This window comes from Sorangium sp. So ce362 (genome assembly GCF_051519845.1).
Classification (GTDB): Bacteria; Myxococcota_A; Polyangia; order Polyangiales; family Polyangiaceae; genus Sorangium.
In genome coordinates, this window is the sequence record NZ_CP150332.1 from 3,962,837 (window position 1) to 3,982,706 (window position 19,870).

At 74.2% G+C, this 19,870-nt stretch carries 16 protein-coding genes; 12 read left to right on the forward strand and 4 right to left on the reverse strand.

Going from position 1 to position 19,870, the window contains the following annotated elements:
* Positions 1 to 63 precede the first annotated feature (63 nt).
* The 7 genes from WMF17_RS15485 to WMF17_RS15515 all read left to right on the forward strand — a co-directional run bounded on the left by WMF17_RS15485 (position 64) and on the right by WMF17_RS15515 (position 8,837).
* The gene (locus WMF17_RS15485; RefSeq protein WP_437650172.1) at positions 64 to 1,140 is read left to right on the forward strand and encodes a polyprenyl synthetase family protein; all 1,077 of its coding nucleotides are present in this window, start codon (positions 64 to 66) and stop codon (positions 1,138 to 1,140) included.
* Between the two features lie 80 nt (positions 1,141 to 1,220).
* Entirely contained in the window at positions 1,221 to 2,495 is a 1,275-nt protein-coding gene (locus WMF17_RS15490; protein WP_437602849.1) for a hydroxymethylglutaryl-CoA reductase, degradative, read from the forward strand.
* Positions 2,492 to 3,223, forward strand: coding sequence for a bifunctional demethylmenaquinone methyltransferase/2-methoxy-6-polyprenyl-1,4-benzoquinol methylase UbiE (ubiE, locus tag WMF17_RS15495; RefSeq protein ID WP_437602850.1), 732 nt, complete (start codon positions 2,492 to 2,494; stop codon positions 3,221 to 3,223). Before WMF17_RS15490 ends, ubiE begins: the two co-directional genes overlap by 4 nt.
* 33 nt (positions 3,224 to 3,256) lie before the next feature.
* The gene (menD, locus tag WMF17_RS15500; protein WP_437650174.1) at positions 3,257 to 5,101 is read left to right on the forward strand and encodes a 2-succinyl-5-enolpyruvyl-6-hydroxy-3-cyclohexene-1-carboxylic-acid synthase; all 1,845 of its coding nucleotides are present in this window, start codon (positions 3,257 to 3,259) and stop codon (positions 5,099 to 5,101) included.
* A 183-nt stretch (positions 5,102 to 5,284) separates the two neighbouring features.
* Entirely contained in the window at positions 5,285 to 6,220 is a 936-nt protein-coding gene (locus WMF17_RS15505; protein WP_437602852.1) for a 1,4-dihydroxy-2-naphthoate polyprenyltransferase, read from the forward strand.
* Positions 6,221 to 6,225: 5 nt separating this feature from the next.
* Positions 6,226 to 7,299: a mandelate racemase/muconate lactonizing enzyme family protein gene (locus WMF17_RS15510; protein ID WP_437602853.1), complete on the forward strand. Its 1,074-nt coding sequence runs from the start codon at positions 6,226 to 6,228 to the stop codon at positions 7,297 to 7,299.
* Positions 7,287 to 8,837: an AMP-binding protein gene (locus WMF17_RS15515; RefSeq protein ID WP_437650176.1), complete on the forward strand. Its 1,551-nt coding sequence runs from the start codon at positions 7,287 to 7,289 to the stop codon at positions 8,835 to 8,837. The genes WMF17_RS15510 and WMF17_RS15515 overlap by 13 nt, the downstream gene beginning before the upstream one ends.
* A gap of 32 nt (positions 8,838 to 8,869) precedes the next feature.
* Here WMF17_RS15515 and WMF17_RS15520 read toward each other — a convergent pair whose 3' ends face one another.
* Positions 8,870 to 9,307: an acyl-CoA thioesterase gene (locus tag WMF17_RS15520; protein ID WP_437580432.1), complete on the reverse strand. Its 438-nt coding sequence runs from the start codon at positions 9,305 to 9,307 to the stop codon at positions 8,870 to 8,872.
* Positions 9,308 to 9,634: 327 nt separating this feature from the next.
* Between WMF17_RS15520 and WMF17_RS15525 the strand changes: the two genes are divergently transcribed.
* Both WMF17_RS15525 and WMF17_RS15530 read left to right on the forward strand, forming a co-directional pair.
* The gene (locus WMF17_RS15525) at positions 9,635 to 10,564 is read left to right on the forward strand and encodes a hypothetical protein (RefSeq protein WP_437602856.1); all 930 of its coding nucleotides are present in this window, start codon (positions 9,635 to 9,637) and stop codon (positions 10,562 to 10,564) included.
* A gap of 70 nt (positions 10,565 to 10,634) precedes the next feature.
* On the forward strand, positions 10,635 to 11,453 hold the full coding sequence (locus tag WMF17_RS15530; protein WP_437650178.1) for a lysophospholipid acyltransferase family protein: 819 nt from the start codon (positions 10,635 to 10,637) through the stop codon (positions 11,451 to 11,453).
* An 18-nt stretch (positions 11,454 to 11,471) separates the two neighbouring features.
* Here the strand turns inward: WMF17_RS15530 and WMF17_RS15535 are convergent, their stop codons facing one another.
* Positions 11,472 to 12,671, reverse strand: a complete 1,200-nt coding sequence (locus WMF17_RS15535; protein WP_437650180.1) for a lipin/Ned1/Smp2 family protein — start codon at positions 12,669 to 12,671, stop codon at positions 11,472 to 11,474.
* A 162-nt stretch (positions 12,672 to 12,833) separates the two neighbouring features.
* On the opposite strand from WMF17_RS15535, the gene WMF17_RS15540 reads away from it, so the two are divergent.
* The 3 genes from WMF17_RS15540 (at position 12,834) to WMF17_RS15550 (ending at position 17,319) form a co-directional block, all read left to right on the forward strand.
* Positions 12,834 to 13,490 carry a hypothetical protein gene (locus tag WMF17_RS15540; RefSeq protein ID WP_437491385.1) on the forward strand — a complete coding sequence of 219 codons (657 nt, stop codon included), beginning with the start codon at positions 12,834 to 12,836 and terminating at the stop codon, positions 13,488 to 13,490.
* Positions 13,491 to 13,534: 44 nt separating this feature from the next.
* Positions 13,535 to 15,703, forward strand: coding sequence for a serine/threonine protein kinase (locus WMF17_RS15545; protein ID WP_437650181.1), 2,169 nt, complete (start codon positions 13,535 to 13,537; stop codon positions 15,701 to 15,703).
* A 131-nt stretch (positions 15,704 to 15,834) separates the two neighbouring features.
* Complete coding sequence (locus WMF17_RS15550) at positions 15,835 to 17,319, forward strand: tetratricopeptide repeat protein (protein ID WP_437650183.1); 1,485 nt, start codon at positions 15,835 to 15,837, stop codon at positions 17,317 to 17,319.
* 49 nt (positions 17,320 to 17,368) lie between these two features.
* Here the strand turns inward: WMF17_RS15550 and WMF17_RS15555 are convergent, their stop codons facing one another.
* Complete coding sequence (locus tag WMF17_RS15555; protein ID WP_437602862.1) at positions 17,369 to 18,091, reverse strand: hypothetical protein; 723 nt, start codon at positions 18,089 to 18,091, stop codon at positions 17,369 to 17,371.
* Positions 18,092 to 18,315: 224 nt separating this feature from the next.
* Complete coding sequence (locus tag WMF17_RS15560) at positions 18,316 to 19,650, reverse strand: NAD(P)/FAD-dependent oxidoreductase (RefSeq protein WP_437650184.1); 1,335 nt, start codon at positions 19,648 to 19,650, stop codon at positions 18,316 to 18,318.
* Positions 19,651 to 19,870: the final 220 nt, after the last annotated feature.

The following is a 19,870-nucleotide window of genomic DNA, read 5'->3' on the forward strand; positions in this document are numbered from 1 at the left end:
GCCGCTCGTGGGCCCCGCGCGGTGCGGGGAGCGCGTGCGCTCGTGCTTCCAGGTGGAGATGGGATGACTGCGACAACTACGTTTACTGGGACGGTCCAGCGGAGCGATGTCGTCTCGAGCCTCGGAGGCATGTGCGCTGGGCGAGGGCTCGAACCGCTCGCCGCGCGCCTCGCGGAGCTCAGGCGCCTGCTCGACGGGGACCTCGACGACGTCGAGCGCGAGATCGCGAAGGTCGGGCTGGACGGCGAGACGCCGGCGCACCGGAGCGCGCGGCACCTGCTCGGGCTGAACGGCAAGCGGCTGCGGCCGATCTGTGTCGCGCTGGCCTCCCACATCGGGGGCGGCTTCAACGAGGCCGCGCGGACCTTCGCCGTGGCGGTCGAGCTCGTCCACAACGCGACGCTGCTCCACGACGACGTCGTCGACCTCGGCGACCGCCGGCGCGGCGCGGACGCGGCGCGCGTCATCTACGGCAACGCCGCGTCGATCTTCGGCGGCGACTACCTCTTGGTCGAGGCGCTCAGCAAGATCCAGGCGGTGGGCATGCCCGACGTGCTCGAGCGGGTGCTCCAGGTGGTCAAGGAGATGGTCGTCGCCGAGGCGCTCCAGCTCGCGTCGCGGGGCCGCGTGCGCACGAGCACGAGCGAGTACTTCCAGATCGTCGACGGCAAGACGGCCTCGCTGTTCCGCTGGGCGATGTTCGCCGGCGCGCGGGCGGGCGGGGTGAGCGAGCCGCTCTGCAAGGCGCTCGAGAGCTTCGGCACGAGCCTCGGCGTCGCGTTCCAGCTCGTCGACGACGTGCTCGACTTCGCGGGCGATCCGGACGCGACCGGCAAGGCGCTGCTCACGGACCTGCGCGAAGGCAAGATGACGTACCCGCTGCTCCTCGCGATGGAGCGCGACCGCGAGCTGACGCCCGCCCTCGAGGCGCACTGCGCGTCGGAGGAGACGGTGGCCCCGCCGGAGCTCGGCCGGCGCATCGCGAAGGTCATGGTCGAGCAGCGCGTCGTGGACGACTGTCTGGAGCTCGCGTCGCGGCTCTGCGGGGACGCGGTGCGGAGCATCGAGCCGCTCCCGGAGAGCCCGGCGAAGGCGGCGCTGGAGGGGGTCGCGATGTCGACGCCCCGGCGGAGGCGGTGAGCGGCGATGACGGATTTCCCGGTACAAGGCGGAGGGCGCGCGCCGCCCTCGCGAGCGCGCGCGGCGCGCGGAGGCGGCCGATGAGCCAGAACGTGTCCAGCCGGATCAGCGGCTTCTACAAGCGGTGCGTCGAGGAGCGGCTCAGCGCGATCCAGGCGCTCGGGCTGCTCGACGAGGACGCGATCGCGCACCTCGCGAGCGGGGGCGGGCTGCCGACGGCGGTGGCCGACCGGATGTGCGAGAACGTCATCGCGACGCACGCGCTCCCGCTCGGTCTGGCGCTGAACTTCCGCGTGAACCAGCGCGACGTGCTGGTGCCGATGGCGGTGGAGGAGCCGAGCGTCATCGCCGCGGCGTCGAACGCGGCGCGCATGGTCCGCCTGTCGGGCGGCTTCTCCGGCGAGGCGGACCCGCCGATCATGACCGCCCAGGTCCAGCTCGACGACGTGCCGGACGCGGAGGCCGCCGCGGGTCGGCTGGAGGCCGCGCGCGCGAGCCTGCTCGCGGCCGGCGACGCGGCGATCCCGAGGATGGTGGCGCGCGGCGGCGGCTGCCGCGATCTCGAGGTGCGCGTCCTGTCGGCGGAGCTCGGCGTGCTCGTGGTGCACCTCTACGTCGAGGTCGGCGACGCCATGGGCGCCAACCTGGTCGACACCGTGGCCGAGGCGGTGGCGCCGCTCGTGCAGCGCATCGCCGGCGGGACGATCGGCCTCCGGATCCTCTCGAACCTGAGCGTCCGCCGCCTCGTGCGCGTGACGGCCGCCGTCGGCGACGACGCGCTCGGCGGCGCGGACGTGGCGAGCGGCATCGCGCGGGCGAGCCGCTTCGCGGAGCTCGATCCGTACCGCGCGACGACCCACAACAAGGGCTTCATGAACGGGCTCGACGCGGCCGCGGTCGCGCTCGGCCAGGACTTCCGAGCGATCGAGGCGGGCGCGCACGCGTACGCATCCCTGAGCGGTCGGTACCGGCCGCTCAGCACGTGGGAGCGCGTCCCCGGCGGGCTCGTGGGCCGCGCGGAGCTGCCGCTCGCCGTCGGGACGGTGGGCGGCTCGACGGTGGTGCACGCCGGCGTGCGCGCCGCGCTGCAGCTCGTGGGCGCGAAGAGCGCGCGCGAGCTCGCGGTGGTGCTGGCCTCCGTCGGGCTCGCCTCGAACCTGGCGGCCCTGCGCGCGCTCGCGAGCGAGGGCATCCAGCGAGGCCACATGCGGCTCCACGAGCGGAAGCGCGCGCTCGCCGTCACGGGGACGGGGAGCGACGAGGCCACCGCGCCGCCGTCCGGCGAGGGCAAGCGGTTCGCGCCCGAGCGGGCCGATGGGTCGCGCGCGGTGCAGCAGGCGGAGGGCGGGACATGAGCCAGACGGATCACGGCGAGGCGCCGCGAGGCGGGCGCCGGTTCGGCACCGGGGAGATGTTCGACGGCATCGCCGAGCGGTACGACCTCTTGAACCGGGTCATCTCGCTGGGGCTCGATCAGGGCTGGCGGCGGCGCGCGGTGCGCTCGCTCGAGCTCGCGCCGGGCGCCACGGTGCTCGACCTGGCGACCGGCACCGCCGACCTCGCCATCGAGATCGCCCGGACGCACGACGTGAAGGTCGTCGGGGTCGACCCGTCGCAGGGGATGCTCGGCGTCGGCCGCCGGAAGGTGGAGGCCGCGGGGCTCGCCGGGCGGATCGAGCTCGAGGTCGGCGACGCGGAGCAGCTGCGGTTCGGCGACGCGAGCCTCGACGGCATCTCGATGGCGTTCGGGATCCGCAACGTCCCCGACCGGGCGCGGGCGCTCCGCGAGATGGCGCGCGTCACGCGGCCCGGCGGGCGCATCGCGATCCTGGAGCTCAGCGAGCCGCGCGGGGGGATCATGGGCAAGCTCGCGCGCTTCCATATCCACACGGTCGTCCCGTACGTCGGCGGCGCGATCTCCGGGCGGGACGAGTACCGGTACCTGCAGGACTCGATCGCGAGGTTCCCTCCTCCGGACGAGTTCGCGGAGCTGATGCGGGGCGCGGGGCTGCGCGTGCTGCGGGTGGAGCCGCTGACGATGGGCGTCGTGTGCCTGTTCGTCGCGACGCCCGAGGGGGCCTGAGGTGCGCGCGGTCGAGGGCAACCGGGGACGGTGATGAGCGGCTCGAACCTCCACTCGGCCTGGGCGCAGCTGTTCGTCCGCGCGCTGGCGCAGGCCGGGGTGCGCGACGTGGTCCTCTGCCCGGGGTCGCGCTCGACGCCGCTCGCGATCGCGGCGGTGGAGAGCGTGGAGGTGCGCTGCCACAGCGTCGTCGACGAGCGCGCCGCGGCGTTCTTCGCGCTCGGGCAGGCGCGCGTCACCGGCCGGCCCAGCGTGTTCGTCTGCACCTCGGGCACCGCCGGCGCCCACGCGCTGCCGGCGATCATCGAGGCGCACCACAGCTTCACCCCGCTCGTCGCGATCACGGCTGACCGCCCGTGGGAGCTCGCCGACGCCGCGGCCTCGCAGACCATCGATCAGACGAAGCTCTTCGGGGACCATGTGCGTCACTTCGCCGAGCTCGGGCTGCCGGATCCGTCGTCCCTCGCGATGCGCGCCGTGGCGCGCATCGCGGCGCAGGCGGTCTCGCGCGCGCTCGCCCCGACACCTGGCCCGGTCCACATCAACGCGCGCTTCCGCAAGCCGCTCGAGCCGGTCGACGCGGCGGGACCCGAGGCCTGGCAGGCCGAGTGGGAGGCGCAGATGCGCCGCGCCGGGCCGCGGGTCGTGGCGGCGCGCGCCGGGGTCGACGCGCGCGCGACCGAGGAGATCGCGGCGCGGTGCGCGCGCGCCGAGCGGGGGCTCATCGTCTGCGGTCCCGCCCCGAGCCGCGAGGACGACGCGCGCGCGCGCGGCGCGGTGCTCGCGCTGTCGCGGGCGACCGGCTTCCCGGTGCTCGCCGAGGGCACGAGCCAGATCTACTTCGGCGGCCTGGCCGAGGGCGTCGTGATGCCCGCCTCGTTCGATTCGTTCCTCCGCGCGCCCGAGTTCCGCGCGGCGAACGCGCCCGATCTCATCCTCGAACTCGGCGCCCCGCCGACGTCGGGCGGGTACGCGACCTACATCGCCGAGCACGCGGGCTGCCGCCGGTTCGTCGTGGCCGCGCACGGCTGGAACGATCCGACGAGCGCCGCGGCCGCCCTCGTCATGGCCGAGCCTGCCGAGCTGTGCGAGGCGCTCGCGGTCCGCTTCGCCGGGGCGGCGCTGGACCTCGGGCGCGGGCGGCGGGACTGGGCCGCGACGTTCGCGCGCGCCGGCGACGTCGCGGCGGCGCAGTCGGCGCGCGCGTGCGCCGGGGACGAGCTCACCGAGGGCGCGGTCGCCCGGGCGGTGGCGAGCGCGTGCCCGGAGGGCTCGCTGCTCGCGATCGGCAACAGCATGCCGGTGCGCGATCTCGACACGTACTGCCCGCCGTCGGCGCGCGCGCTGCGCGTCCTGCACCAGCGCGGCGCGAGCGGGATCGACGGCCTCGTGTCGGGGGCGGCCGGCGCCCGCGCGGTCGCGGCCGCGCCGCTCACGCTGCTGCTCGGCGATCTCAGCCTGCTGCACGACCTGACCGGGCTGCTCCTCGCCGCGAGGGCAGCGGGAGACGGCGGTGCGCCGCTCGTCATCGTGGTGGTCCAGAACGACGGCGGCCGCATCTTCGAGCACCTCCCCGTCGCCAGGCGCGGCGCCGATCTGCTCGATCGGTGCTTCACCATGCCGCAGCACCTCGACTTCGCGCCCGCGGCGGCGATGTTCGGGCTCGCCTACGAGCGCGCCGGCACCTCCAGCGGGCTCGCCGGCGCCCTCGCGGCCGCGTACCAGCGACCCGGCGCGACGCTGATCGAGGCGGTGGTGCCGCCCCACGACGGCGCCGCCCGCGTCGCGCGGCTCTGGTCCGACGTCCGCCGCGAGGTTGCCGCCCTGAGCAGCGCGCCGGCGGCGGCAGGGGCGGCCGCCGATCTCGAGCCTTCATGAGCGGCGCGCGCGCCGAGAACCCCGAGCTTGCCGAGAGGGATCCACGGTCATGAGCCAGGTCAACGCGAACAGAAGCCCCGGACCCGAGTCCCCGACACCGGCGGCGTCAGGCGAGGAGTCCGCGCGGCGGCGCGATCGCGCCGCCGCGCGCGGGCGCGGCGTCCGCAAGCAGGGGAGGCGCTCGTGAGCGCGGCGGCGGCCTCGCAGGCGGCCGGAGCAGCGGCAGCGGGCGGCGTGCGCCCTGGCTCGTTCCGAGCGTGGCTCCTCGCGTGCCGGCCGGCGACGCTCACGGCCGCGCTCGCGCCGGTGATGGTCGGGACGGCGGTCGCCTACGCGCTCGGCGGCATGCGGCTCGGCCCGGCGCTCTCTGCGCTGGCGGGCGCGATGCTCATCCAGATCGCCACGAACTTCGCGAACGACGTCTTCGATCACGAGAAGGGCGCCGACACGCACGAGCGGCTCGGTCCCACGCGCGCCGTGCAGGCGGGGCTGCTCACGCCGCGTCAGGTGCGCGTCGGGCTCCTCGTCACGATCGCCCTCGCGGCGCCGTTCGGGGTGCACCTTGCGCTCGTGGGCGGGTGGCCCATCGTCGTGATCGGCGTCGCTTCGATCCTCTCCGGCGTCGCGTACACCGGCGGCCCGTACCCGCTTGGCTACCACGGCCTCGGCGATGTGTTCGTGTTCGTGTTCTTCGGCCTCGTCGCCGTCTGCGGGACGGCGTTCGTCCAGCTCGGCTCGGTGCCGCCGCTCGCCTGGGCGGCGGCCGTGCCGGTCGGCGCCATCGCCACCGCCGTGCTCGTCGTCAACAATGTCCGCGATCGCGACACGGACGTCGTCGCCGGCAAGCGCACGCTCGCCGTTCGCTTTGGCCGCAGGGCGGGCGTCCTCGAATACGCGATGCTCCTCGCGGTCGCCTACGCGGTGCCTGTCGCCCTCGCCGTCGGCGAGGGCCGGCGGTGGACGCTCCTCGTCCTCGCGACGTTCCCGCGCGCGGTGCGCCTGCTCCGGGTGCTGGCGACCACCGACGGCCGGCCGCTCAACGACTGCCTCGCCGGGACGGCGAAGCTGCTGCTCGCCTACGCGCTGATCTTCTCGCTGGGCCTCGCGGCCCGGCTGTAGGAACGATGCGCGTCGTCGCCGCCAGCCTTGCGCCACGGGACATCGAGGGCGCGCGCCGGGGCCTCGTGCTGTCGCTCACCGACGACGAGGGGCGCGTCGGCCTGGGCGAGGCCACGCCGCTCCCCGGTTTTTCACCCGACACGGCCGATGAAGACGAGCGCGCGCTCGCCGCGCTGCCCGGGGCGCTCGGCGCGATCGACCTGCCGCTCGAGGACGTGACGTCGACGGCGTCCGCGATCCAGCGCGCGATCGCTCCGCTGTCGCCGCAGCTGCGCGGCCTGCCGGCGGCGCGCTTCGCCCTGGAGACGGCGCTGCTCGATCTGCTCGGCCAGCGCCTCGGCCTCCCGGTGTCGGCGTGCCTCGGCGGACACCGGCGCCATGCCGAGGTCCGGGTCAACGGGCTGCTCACGACCTCGGTCGCCCTGCCGGAGCTGCGCTCGCGCGCTCGCGCGCTCGTCGCGCGAGGCGTCCGGGCGATCAAGGTGAAGCTCCGCTCGCGCGGAGAGGAGGGGTTCGCGCGCGACCTCGAGGCGCTGCGCGCGCTGCGGCAGGAGCACCCGGCCATCGAGCTCCGGCTCGACGCGAACGCGGCCTGGTCGCTGGAGGACGCGCCCCGCCGGCTCGCCCTGCTCGCGCCGCTCGGTCCCCGCTTCGTCGAGCAGCCGGTCGCGCCGGAGCTCCTCCACCTCCTCGGCGCGCGCGAGGTCCCGTGGGCGGCCGACGAGTCGCTCGCCGTCGAGGGCATGCCGGAGCGCCTGCTCGAGGCGGAGGGCTGCGCCGCGTTCATCCTGAAGCCGGCGATGCTCGGCCTCCTGCGCGCGCACGAGCTCGGCCAGAGGGCGCAGGAGCGCGGCCTCGGCGCCGTGGTGACGCACCTCTTCGACGGCCCCGTCGCGCTCGCCGCCTCGTGCGAGCTCGCGCTCGCGCTGCCGCGCCCGCCGCTCGCGTGCGGCCTCGACGCGCACGCCGGCCTGGAGGCGTGGCCCGAGATCTCGATCCCGCAGCTCCGCGAGGGCGGCCTGGTCGTCGCCAGCGAGCAGCCTGGCCTCGGCATCCGACCCTGGACATGGACGGCCTGAGCCTCCTCGAGGCCGTGCGCGATCCTGCGATCGCCGCGCGGACGGCGCTCGTCCATGGCGGCGCCGAGGCCGACGCTCCGCGCGAGATCGACGTCCCCGGCCTCGGCGTCGGCCCCGGCGGCGCCCTCCGCTTCGGCGACCTTGCGCCCGCGGTCGCGGCCGTGTGCGCCCGGCTCGCCCGCGCGGGGGTAGGGCGGGGGGCTCGCGTGGCGCTCGTCGCGCCGAACGCGCTCGGGACCGTCGTCGTCCTCCATGCGCTGCTCGCGCTCGGCGCCGTCCTCGTCCCGATTCACCCGCGGCTCACCGCCGGCGAGGCGGGCGTTCTGATCGACGACGCGCGGCCCGACCTCGTGCTGCGCGAGCCCGCGCTCGCTGCCCTGCTCCATGAGGCCGGACCGGAGATCGCCGCGCTCCGCGATCGCGGGCCGCGCGCCGTCGAGGTCCGGGCGCCGGACCCTTCCGGTGATCTCGCGATCGTCTACACCTCGGGCACCACCGGGCGCCCCAAGGGCGCGGTGCTGCCGCGCCGTGCGTTCCTCGCCGCCGCCGCGGGGAGCGCGGCCAACCTCGGCATGCGCGACGACGATCGCTGGCTGCTCTGCCTGCCGCTCTGCCACGTCGGGGGCCTCTCGATCGTGACGCGCTGCCTGCTCGCGCGGCGCGCCGTCATCCTCGCGCCCCGCTTCGATCCCGCGTCGGTGCTCGCCTCGATCGTCCGCGACCGCGCGACGCTGCTCTCCGTCGTGCCGACCATGCTGCTCGCGCTGCTGGAGGCCGATCGTGACAACGTCCTCGCCCGGCTCCGCGCGGTGCTCGTCGGCGGCGCGGGCGCTCCGGAGCGGGCGCTCGACGAGTGCGCGCGCCGCGGGGTCCCCGCGCTCACCACCTACGGCCTCACCGAGGCGTGCTCGCAGGTCACGGTGCAGCGCCCGCGCGATCCGCGCGCCCGCGAGCCGGGCTCCGGCGCGCCGATCGCCGGCATCGATCTTCGCATCGAGGGCGCCGGCGGCGACGGCGTGGGCCGCATCGAGATCCGCGGCCCGGCGCTGTTCCGCGGCTACTACCGCGGCCCCGCGCGCGCGCCGGAGCTCCAGGTCGACGGCGCCGGATGGTTCAGCACCGGCGATCTCGGCGCGCTCGACGCCGCCGGGCGGCTCCACGTCGCGGCGCGCCGGAGCGACCTCATCGTGACCGGCGGCGAGAACGTCTATCCCGCCGAGGTGGAGCAGGTCCTCGCTTCCTGCGCGGGCGTCGCCGGCGCCGTGGTGTTCGGCGTGCCGGACGCGCGGTGGGGCCACATCGTCGCGGCGGCGATCGTCCCCGACCAGACCGCGCCCGGCGCGCCGGTCGGCTCCGCGCTCTCGCCCGCGCTGCTCGACGACCTCGCGGCCCTCGTCGCGGCGCGGCTCGCCCCGCACAAGCGCCCGCGGCGTCTCTGCGGCGTCGCGGCGCTCCCGCTGACCTCAGCGGGCAAGCTCGATCGCGCCGGCGCGGCGGCGCAGCTCGCGGCCGCGCTCGCGCCGTTCCCGGCGCGCTAGCGCGCGGCGCCGGCCGCCGGCGCTCGCCGCGGTCATCCGAGCGCGGTGCGCAGCCCGTCCGGGAGCGGACACGGGATGAAGCGCGCCCCGTCGATGCACACGTGCACCGTCTGCCCGATCGCGGCGATCCCGCCCGCGGTCGTCACGCGGTAGCCCACCGTGAACGATGTGTCGCCGAGCTTCGGCGCGAGCACCTCGACCTCGATCGCGTCGCCGAACCGGAGCGGCAGCAGGTAATCGGCCTCGGCGTGGACGAGCGGCAGCTTGATCGCGCCGCCCGCGATGAGGGCGGGCAGGTCGATGCCCCGCTCCTTCAGCGCGATCATGTACGCGTCGCTGAAGTACTCGAGGACGCGCGGGTAGAAGACGATCCCGGCCGCGTCGACGTCCTGGAAGCGCACGGCGCGGCGCTCCACGGCGAGGCGGGGCGCGGTCTGCTTGAGCTCATCGATGCTGAAGGCGCGCTTCATCGCGCAGCAAGCTAGCGCAGGAGGCGCCGCGCGCGTCACGAGGAGCGCGGCGCGCCGCCGGGAGCGGAGCCCCGCGCTGCCGCACCTCCACGCGCCGGCGCGGCCGGTTTCGCCGGGCAGCCGGCCCGGTGTCACGTGGCCGTTCCGTCCCTTTCTGCTCGCCGCCGTCGCTTTCGCGGTCCATGCTCGCCCCTGATGGCTGACCGATGTCCCGGGGGCCTCGGGCCCGGGTCCCGCAGCCTGGGCCGCGCCACCGGGAAGGACCACGACAGGTGCGCAACGCGACACCTCGGGACCGCCGCGCCGCGCTCCCGCGGCGTGGCCTGCGTGCTCGCTTGCCTCCTGGCAGCGGGCCTCGCGGCGGCGTGCGAGCCTGCGTCGACGTCGCCCCCGACGCCCACGCCCTCCCACAGCCCGCCCATCGCGCCGCTCGCGGCGCTGCCGCGTCCCGCGGTCGCGGAGACCCGAGCGCCGACGGGCGCGGCGCAGGCGTCGAACCCGCTCGGCCTCCCCGCGCACCCGGTCAAGCTCGATCTAGGCCGCCGTGTGTTCACCTTCTCGGACCGGATGCTCGCCGGGGCCAAGCTCGGATCGACGCTCGTGCTCTACGCGGCGACCGTGGTCGGCTTCGAGGGCGACGACCTCATCATCGAGGGGAGGGGGGGACCGTCGTACAAGGTCCACCCGGGCTACGTCGTCCCCGTGCCCGACGCGCCGCGCCTCCGGCCGCACGAGCCGGTGCTCACGGAGTGGAGCGGCGTGATGAAGCACGCCGTCATCACCCGCTTCGTGAAGGACAAGATGGAGGTCCGCTACACCGACATGGACCCGCGGACCCCGCTCGCGCAGCTCAAGGGGGTCCGCTTCGTCGTGCAGACCGAGGGGCTCGCCCCCGGCAACTTCGCCGCATGGAAGGATGGCGAGACGTGGCGCCACGTGCTCCTCGTGTCGCGGCTCGGCAACTCCCCGGCGGAGCCGGGCGCAGTCTTGACATCGCTGCCGAGCAGCTCGGCGCGGTGGTTCGCCCTCGGTTACGGCGGCGCCGCCCTGCTCGCCGACGAATCGGCGCTGCGCCCGCTCCCGGTCAAGCCGCGGCTCAAGATCGGGGCGAGCGTCTGGGCCGAGTGGGTCGGCGCGCTGCGCCCCGCGGTCGTGCAGAGCGCCGAGGAGACGGGGCTGTACACCGTCAAGTTCGAGCGCGCAGGGCGGCCCGTCACGGTCGGCTGGGGGCTGCTCACGCCGCCGCTCGAGCCATAGCCGCGCGCGACGCAGGTGCGCAAGGTGCTACGCGTTTTCGCCCGACATAGAGAGTGGTAAGCGCTGTAGTATGGATCTCAAGAGCGCCTGGCTGATAACGCGCCAGTGGGTTCCTTTCACCCTGAGGACCATGGCCTATGGCACCGTATCGCTGACGCTGGGGCCTCTCACGCCGCAGCGCTCTGCGAGCCTCTGGGCGATGCGGCGCTGGTGCCAGGCGAGCGCACGCGGGCTCGATATCGACCTCCAGGTGAGCGGCCTCGAGAACGTCCCTCCTGGGGTCTTTATCTACTGCTCCAACCATCAGAGCGTGCTCGACATCCTGGCGCTCGGCGCGGTGCTGCCGGGCGACTTCAAGTGGGCAGCGAAGCGCTCTCTCATGAAGATCCCGTTCCTTGGCTGGCACCTCCAGCTCGCGGGCCATGTGCCGGTGGATCGCACGGTCGGCTCCCGCGCCGCGGTCGAGGCGATCTCGCGGTTCGAGCAGGTGCTCCGGAGGGGCAAGCCGCTGCTCGTGTTCCCGGAGGGGACGCGGAGCGAGGACGGCGTGCTCCGGCAGTTCAAGAACGGCGGCTTCTATGCCGCCGTCCGCGCCGGCGTGCCCGTGGTGCCGGTCGCCATCGAGGGCACGCACCTGCTCATGAAGAAGGGGGCGATCGACTCGGGCGACGGCACCCTGCGGCTCGTTCAGGTGCGGGTCGGCGCGCCGATCTCCGTGTGCCCGGACGGCCGCGAGGCAGCGCGGGTGAACGACCTCCGCGAGCGCGCCCAGGCCGCGGTGAGCCAGCTCCTCCGGTCGATCGGCGGTCGCGTCGAGGCACCGGCCGCCGCCGGGGCCGCCTCGGAGCCGCCGGCGAGCGGCGCCCGGACCGAGCAGGCGTCCGGCTGACGCGCCGGCGCGCCCGGATCAATCGCAGAAGCTGGGGAGCTCGTCGATCTCGGCGAGCAGCTCGGCGTAGTCCTCGATGCGTCGGCCCCCGCGGGCGTCGTCGTCGAACTTGTAGAGCACGCGCCGCGTGAGGGGCACGCCGGCGTTTTCGTAAGCCTCCGCGTCGGTCGCCGTGTTGCCGAAGGCCCACGCGGGCAGCATCTCCCTCCTGTCGAAGAGCTGCTGCAGCTCCGCTGTCTTGTACTCCGCAGCGGCCTCACCCGTCGCGCCGGTCAGGCCGAGCGTTGTGTGCACGATGCCGGACGGGAAGCCGTAGGCGTCGAGGAAATCGCGCGTTCGCTGGACGAGCCACTCCGGCCGCGCGGTCAGGTACATCGGGCGGTAGCCCTTGGCGACGAGCCGGTGGAACGCCGCCGCGGCGTGCGGCTGAACGCCGGGCAGCTTGCCGACGAGGAGGGAGGTGAACTCCTCGGTCTCCGTGCCGGTCAGCGTCCCATCGACGTCGCTCACGAACATCGGGGCGCCCCGGGGGACGACCTCGAGGAAGAGGTCGGCGCTCGACAGGTCGCCGCGGACGACCATGTGGACCCGGTGCCTGCCCACACCGAGCCGCTGCGCCGCAGGGATCTCGAAGTAGACGCGGCCGCCGTCGTCGCTCACGCCCTCGACCTCGGCGTGCGTCGCGTCCGCTTCCGTCGTGGTCGCCGAGCCGAGGCGCTCCCACTCGCCACCGCAGCCGCGGAGCACATAGATGTCGACCCGCTCACCCTTCAGATCCTTGTCGGTGAGCCCGTAGGCGAACTTCCCGATGATCCACTGTGGCTCATCCAGGGTCAGGTAGAGATCGCGCCCGCGGTGGTTGGGGAACCCAGCAGCGGTGATGATGTACGAAGACGTGTGATTCCATGAGAGCTCCTCGCCCGGATCCGGCGGCGCGGAATCGCACCCGCGAACCAGGTCGCACAGGGGGCCCGGTGGCCCGCCGCCACTCGAGAGGTCGCCGCCCCCACCGCTCGACGGGTCGTCGCCGCTGCCGTCCTGGCCATCACCGCTGCCGTCCTGGCCATCGCCGCTGCCGTCCTGGCCATCACCGCTGCCGCCCTGGCCATCGCCGGCTCCCTGGCTCGATGAGCCGCCGCCCGGCGGCTCATCGACCGGCGCCCACCCGAGCGTCGCGTCGGCCGATCCGCAGCCGATCGTGAGCATTGTTGTCGCCATGACAAGAAGTATCCTGGTCTGCATCGCGCGCGAGTGTGACGAGTCGACCCCGTCCGAACAACGGCCTTTCCGGTGGATCGACGACCTCGCACGACCTCGCGGCAGATCGCGCTCGCCCCTTGCGCGCGGAGCTGACTCCGGGCAATCGTAGCTGCCCCGACGATGCCCAAGCCCAACCCGAAGGTGCTGCTCCGCCAGGCCGGTGACTACCTCAAGGCTCACCCGGAGGAGATCGTGAGGGCGCTGCGCGGCGCGCTCGGCCTGCGCTTCGGCGTCCCGATCGATGCGCTGCGCTACCTGGCGCGGGAGCTCAGCGGCGGAAAGCGCGCACCCAAGGACATCGTGATCGAGGCCGCGCCCCCCGGCCTGCGCCTCGCGCTCACCGTGAAGGTGATGGGCGCCCCGATCCGGGCCTCGTTCGCCGTCTACGCCGAGGAGCTCGACGTGCGCGCCGACGCCATCCAGGTCGGCCTGCGGATCGCCGACCTCAAGCTCCACGTGATGGGCGACGAGAGCTCGCCGATCGCCGGGCTCATTAACTCGGGGACGATCGATCTCGACAAGCCGGGCAACCTCGTTTCCTTCATGCCGAAGCGGCCCGCCGCGCTGATCGACGCGAAGGATGACAGGATCACCCTGGATCTGCTCAAAATTCCCGCCGTCGGCGGGAATCCGGCGGTCGCGCGGGCGCTGCGCATCTGTGCGCCGGTGCTCGGTGTTCGTGCGCTGAAGACCAAGGATGACCACCTGGACGTGCACCTCAAGGCCACCCCCTCCGGAGTCGCCGCCGCGATCGCCGCGGCGCGCGCGGGCGTCTGAGGGTCTTTCCGGTAGGGGTTGTCGCCCGCTAGACTTCATCGCGCATGTCTCGGCTCCCCGAGCCCTCGCCGGCTGCGCTCTCGCTTCAGTTCCTTGCCGAGATCGCGTCCGGAGCGACCACCCGCGTTGATCTCTGCAGGTCGGTAGGTCCGCACCGGCCCGGGGAGCTGCTCGCCGTCAAGCGTCTGCACCCGCACTTCGCCGAGGACCCGACGGTGTCCACCCGGTTCTTCGACGAGGTGCGCACGACCGCGGCGCTCAAGCACCCGAACGTCGTCGAGGTCGCCGGCTGGGGGACGGACGACCAGGGCTCGTACTTCGCCGTCGAGCTCGTGCAGGGCGTGAGCCTCGCGCGGCTCATGAAGACCGTCTTCGACACGGGCGAGGTCTTCTCCGAGCGGCTCGTCGTCCACATCGGCGCGACGCTCTGCCGCGGGCTCGGCGCGGCGCACGAGCTCCGCTCGCCGAGCGGCGAGCTGCTCAACCTGGTGCACCGCGATCTCACGCCGGGCAACGTGCTCGTCGGGTTCCAGGGCGAGGTGAAGGTCGCCGATTTCGGGCTCGCCAAATCGTCGCTCCGCGTGATGACCACGGCCGTCGGGGCGCGCCGGCGCGTGACGACCTACATGGCGCCGGAGCAGGCCCGCGGGGGCCCCGCCGACAGGCGCTCCGACCTGTTCTCGCTCGGCGTCGTGCTGTTCGAGCTCTTCTCGGGCAAGCACCCGTGGCCGTCGTCGAGCGACTACGAGCTCCTGCGGAACATGACGACGCAGCCCGCGGCCGATCTGCGGGAGCTCCGGCCGAAGATCGACAAGGAGCTCGTCGCGATCGTGATGCGCTGTCTCGAGCGGGACGCGCCCTCGCGCTTCCAGAGCGCGGACGAGATCCTCGCGCGGCTCGAGGGCTGGCTGCACAGCCACGGGTACCTCGAGGGGAACGAGGAGGCGCTCGGCCGGTTCGTGCGGCGCAACGCGATGAGGCAGATGCGCTGGTTCGAGCGCGCCGTCTCCGGCGGCTTCGCCGGGGTCGCCAAGGCGCCGCGCCCCTCGCTTTCGGCCACGACGACGACGCACCCGCGCCGGCCCTCCGCCGACGCCGCGCGAGACAGGGGAGCGAACGCCGCCGACCGGCTCCGCCGGAACGGCGCGGCGCGCGGCCCTGACGACGATGCGACCGACCTCGAGACGCGCGGCGGCGGCACGTCATCGCCGCTGCCGTCGGGCCCCGGCTCGCGCGGAACGGACACGGCGGACGGCAGCTCGCGCCGGCGCGGGACGCTGCCCTCCGAGACGGCCGACGAGAAGACCGTCATCGTCGGGAGCAGCGGCCGCGGGCGCGGCGACCCCGCGTCCAGCAGCTCGGGCGGCGGGCGGCAGCGCGGCAGCCTGCCTTCGTACGGCTCCATCACCGCGCAGGACGCCGAGCCGCGCTCGACGTCCGCGACGACGCCGACGTACGCCGAGCCGCCTCCCTCGATCACCGCCGCGGCCGCGTTCTCCCCGGAGCACGACGCCGGGGCTGCTCCCCTGGCGCAGGGCGCGCCGGAGAGCGCGCAGCAGCTCCACGCGGAGGTCGACCGGCTCACGACCGAGGCGATCCGGAGCCGCGAGGAGGCGCGCTTCGCGGTCGCGCACGCCGAGCGCAAGCTGGCGCTGGCCAAGGTGGCGGCGCACATCTCCGAGATGGCCGCCGAGGTGCTGCGCCTCTCCGCGAGCGCCGGCGCGGAGAGCGCGCAGCGCCGCCTCGACGAGGCGCTCGCGCTCGAGCGGGCGATGCACAAGGTCATGTCGGCGCCGCTCACGCTCGCGCCCGAGACGACCGCGCTGCCTGTCGCGTGGGGCAACGAGCGGCAAGTCATCCTCGCCCAGCTCGGCCTCGAGCACCTCGCGCCCCCCGCGCCGCCGTCGCCCCTCGCCCTCGGCGCCCCCTCGCCTGGGCTCCCTCCGGGGCCTCGGGACGCCGGCGCGGCCCCGCAGATCGCGGCAGCGGCCGGCGCGAACGGGGGCGCTGCGGGCACACCGACCGCTGCGTTCGCCGTCCAGGGCGACGCGTCCGGCCCCGACACGCGGGCCAACCCGCCGAGCTCCGTGGAGGCGGTCGCGTTCCAGGCCAGCCTCCGGCCGATGCTCCTCGGGGTACCGCGCGCGCTCGCCCTCGCGGTCGCGGCGGCGGCCTTCATGGCGTTCGTCCTGCTGGCCTGGCTCTATTCCTGACGCGCCGGCGCGCCGCGCCGAGGAGCCCGCCTCGCGCGGGCGTGCACGTCGAGAGCCCGCTCTTGCGCGGGCGCGCAGCGCCGAGACGTCGCTTGATCCTGGCGGGGCACGGCGGTTACCGTCCTAGGATCATGAGCGAGCAAGGCGACTGGGTGCTGATCGGCCTGGACGAGAACATGGCGCGCCGGCAGGGGATCCCCGCGCGCATGCCGGTGCCTCGGGGCGAGTTCGAGGGGTTGGCCGACAAGGGCCTCAGCATCGACGCCGCCCGCAAGTGGATCAAGGACTTCCTCACGAGCTCCGAGCCCGGCAAGAGCGGTGTCTGGCGCAAGCAGAACAGCACGCTCGTCTCGCAGTTCGAGGCCTTCCTCGACAAGACGCCGGTCTGGGAGCGCGCGCAGAAGGCCTTCGGCGAGCGCGACTACGAGAAGGCGATCTCGGCGCTCAAGCGCATCGTCACCATGGACCCCGACGACCACGCCGCGCGGCTGAACCTCGCCTCGGCGCAGGCCAACATGGGCGACCACCCCGCGGCGCTGAAGAGCTTCCAGGCGATCCGGAAGACGTTCCAGGGGGACGCCGACTACCACGTGGCGGTCGGGCAGGTGCACCTGGCCATGCAGAAGAAGGACGCCGCCCTCGACGAGATGGTGCTCGCGCTCGAGGCGAAGCCCGACTGCCAGCCGGCGCTCGACGCGATGGTGCAGCTCGGGGTCCTCGTGCCGATCTACGAGAACCCGCGCGACGCGGCCTCGCTTGTCTACGTGCGCTCCGACGCGGTGCTCGACTACCTCACGGGCCAGTGGGACGCAGCGCCGCGCGACAGCGCCTTCTATCTCGAGCAGCTCGCCTACCACGAGCGCGAGCTCCGCCACGACGTCGCGCTGGCCGCCGCCGACCGCGCCGTCTCTGGCGAGGGCGAGGGCGTCGAGCGAGCGCACCTCGCGCGGATCGCCGCCCTCCGATCGCTCGGGCGCATCGACGAGGCGCTCGCCGCGGCCGAGGCGCTCGTGAAGACGGCGCCGTCCTCGTCCGGCGCGTGGGTCGAGCTCGCGAAGTGCCTCTCCCAGGCCGGCCGCGGCGAGGAGGCGCCCGCCGCGATCGAGCGCGCGCTCGAGAGCGACCCCGGCGACCTCGCCGCGCTCTCGCTCCGGTTCTGGCCGAGCGACCCCGCGGACATCCAGAAGGTCAACGCGGCGATCCCCGCGCTCGCCGCCTTCGTCGCCGCGCACCCCGACAGCGCCGGCGCGCGCCGCTCGCTCGCCCGCGCCGAGCTCGTCGCGGGCCGGATCGACGACGCGCTCGCCGGCTTCGCCGCGGCCGTCGCGCTCGCGCCCGAGGACGACGATCTCAGGGCCGAGTACTGGAGCGAGCTCGGAAAGCAGCAGCGGTACCAGGAGATCATCGCCGACGCCGGGAGGCTCTCGGATCTCGCGAAGCGCGACTGGAAGCTGCGCTGGAACGAGGCCGAGGCCTACGCCGCCCTCGGCAAGAACATCGAGGCGCGGGCGGCGTTCTCGGCCATCAACTTCGACGAGTCGCTGCACGTCGACGTGCGCCGCAGGGCCAAGCGCGCCGTCAAGACGATGGACGAGACGCCGCCGGTCGTGACGTGACGCGAGGGCCCCGGTCGTGACGTGACGCCGGGGCGCCGGCGGCGCGCGCTCAGAGCGAGCCGGAGACGCCGAGGCCGAGGGTGTCGCCGGTGACGATCGGCTTCACGGAGAGGGCGACGTCGTTGCGGACGAGCTTCTTCTGCGGCGCGGCGAGGCCGCCGATGAACATGGCAGCGCCGGCGACCTGAGCCAGCCCGTCGACCATGAGGACGAAGACGCCGCCGCCCTTCGCGTCGGACGTGCCGATCGTGATGAAGGGGCCGGCGAGGGGGATGTAGAGCGGGATGTAGCTCTCTCCGGTGCCGCCGCTCGCGCGATCCGCGCTCTCCGCGACGAGCCCGACCATCGCCGAGAGGATGTACGTGACGCCGAACGTCACGGCGCCGCCGATGATCAGGCCGCGGCGCGCCCTCTCCTCGACGCGGTAGCCCTCGGGGACCGCCTGCCCTTCCTCGTAGTTCATGATCCTCGGGCCGACGGGATACGTGCTGGAAGGCTGGGCGTATCCGGGCGGCGGGGCATACCCAGGAGGGGGGGCGTATCCGGGCGGCGGGTAGTAGCCGGGCTGCTGCCCGTAGGCGGCGCCGTACGTCGGAGGAGCTCCATAGGGCGCGGCCTGCGGCTGCGCTCCGGCAGGAGCGGGCTCAACCGGAGGGGGCGCCTGCGCGAAGGCGGAGGAGGCGCCGAGCAGGAGTGCGGCGAGAGATGCTGCGCTGGCGAAGAGGGCTCGCGATGGGTGCGCCGAGGCGCCCTGTCCGGGATAGATGTGCATGGTCTACGACGCTAACGCAGCTCGCGCGCAAAGGTCCAGACGAGCGCAGGATCCCGCTCTGCCGCATGTGTGCTCTCGGGCGCCGCGCGGCCTCCATCCCGGGCCCGGTCCGAGCGACGCCGCGAGCGACGCCCGGGCCCGCGGTGGTCGAGCGAGGCGCGCCGCCGTGCCTTGCGCGCGGTCGACCGGCGGAACGGGCCGCGCAGCGGCGTGTCCGGCGGCGCCTAGGCGCGCGTGCGCGCGTGCTCCAGCGGCTGGCTCGCGAGCGCGCCGTCGTCCTTGCGCGGCTCGAGCGCCGGCGCGTGGTGGTCCTCCACGAGCTGCGGGGTCTCTCCCGTGATCAGGCGCGAGGCGCGCTGGTAGGTCAGGTACGACAGGGCCCACGAGAACAGCACGAGGAACCGGCTGCGGAAGCCGATCAGGAACACGATGTGGACGAAGAGCCACGCGAGCCACGCCGGGAACCCGGAGAGCTTCACCTTGCCGAAGTCGGCGACCGCAGCGGCCCGCCCGATCGTCGCCATCGCGCCCTTGTCGCGGTACCGGAACGGCAGCCGCGGCAGCCCCCGCACGGTGCGCGCGATGTTGCGCGCGGCGTGGCGGCCTGCCTGGATCGCCGCGGGCGCCACGCCCGGCACGGGCGTCCCGTCCTCCTGCTTCAGCGACGCGAGATCGCCGACGACGTAGACGTCCTCGTGGCCGGGCACGGTCAGGTCCGGCGCAACCAGCACGCGCCCTGCCCGGTCGAGCGGCACGCCGAGGCTGCGGGCGAGGGGTGACGCTGCGACGCCGGCCCCCCAGAGCACGGTCCTGGCCTCGATCCGTTTGTCGCCGATCGAGACCCCCTCGTCGTCGATCTCGGTGACGAGGCAGCGCGTATGCACCTCCACGTTGAGCGCCGCCAGCTGCTCTCGCGCCTTCTCGCCCAGCTCCGGGACGTACGATGGCAGGACCTGCCCTGCGCCCTCCACGAGGAGGATGCGCGCTTCGCGCGGGTTGATGCGCCGGAAGTCGTGCAGGAGCGTGTGCCGCGCGAGCTCCGAGAGGGCCCCGGCGAGCTCGACGCCCGTCGGGCCCCCGCCGACCACCACGAACGTCATCCAGGCGCGCCGCCGCGCCGGATCGGGCTCGCGCTCGGCCGCCTCGAAGGCGAGGAGGATGCGCCGCCGTATCTCGAGCGCATCCTCGATGGTCTTCAGCCCGGGCGCGAACGGCGCCCACTCATCGTGCCCGAAGTAGGAGTGCGACGCCCCGGCCGCCACGATCAGCTTGTCGTAGCCGAGCTCGCCGTCCTCCAAGATCACCCGCTTCTGCGCCGGGTCGATCGCCGTCGCCTCGGCGAGGAGCACGCTCGTGTTCTTCTGCTTGCGGAGCACGCGCCGGATGGGCGCGGCGATGTCGCTCGGGTTCAGGCCTGCGGTGGCGACCTGATACAGGAGGGGCTGGAACGTGTGGTGGTTGCGCCGGTCGATCACGGTCACCCGCACCGGCTCGCGCCGGAGCGCCTTCGCCGCGTAGAGACCGCCGAAGCCGGCGCCGAGGATGACCACGTGCTCCATGCCGTGGCCCTGTTACCTGTGAGCTATCTCAGCAAGCGGGGTTACATAAAATCGCGCGCTTTGACCTTGGACGTGCGGGTCGCGTTCTTCAACCGGGCGAGGGATGGGCGGAGAGACGTCGCTCGCGTTCCTCGCCCGGCGGCGTCGCCCGCCATGCGTCTGGCGGCGCTCGCTTCCGCCTGCCTGGTGCAGGCAAGCGGGGCCCGGCCGACCGGCGGAT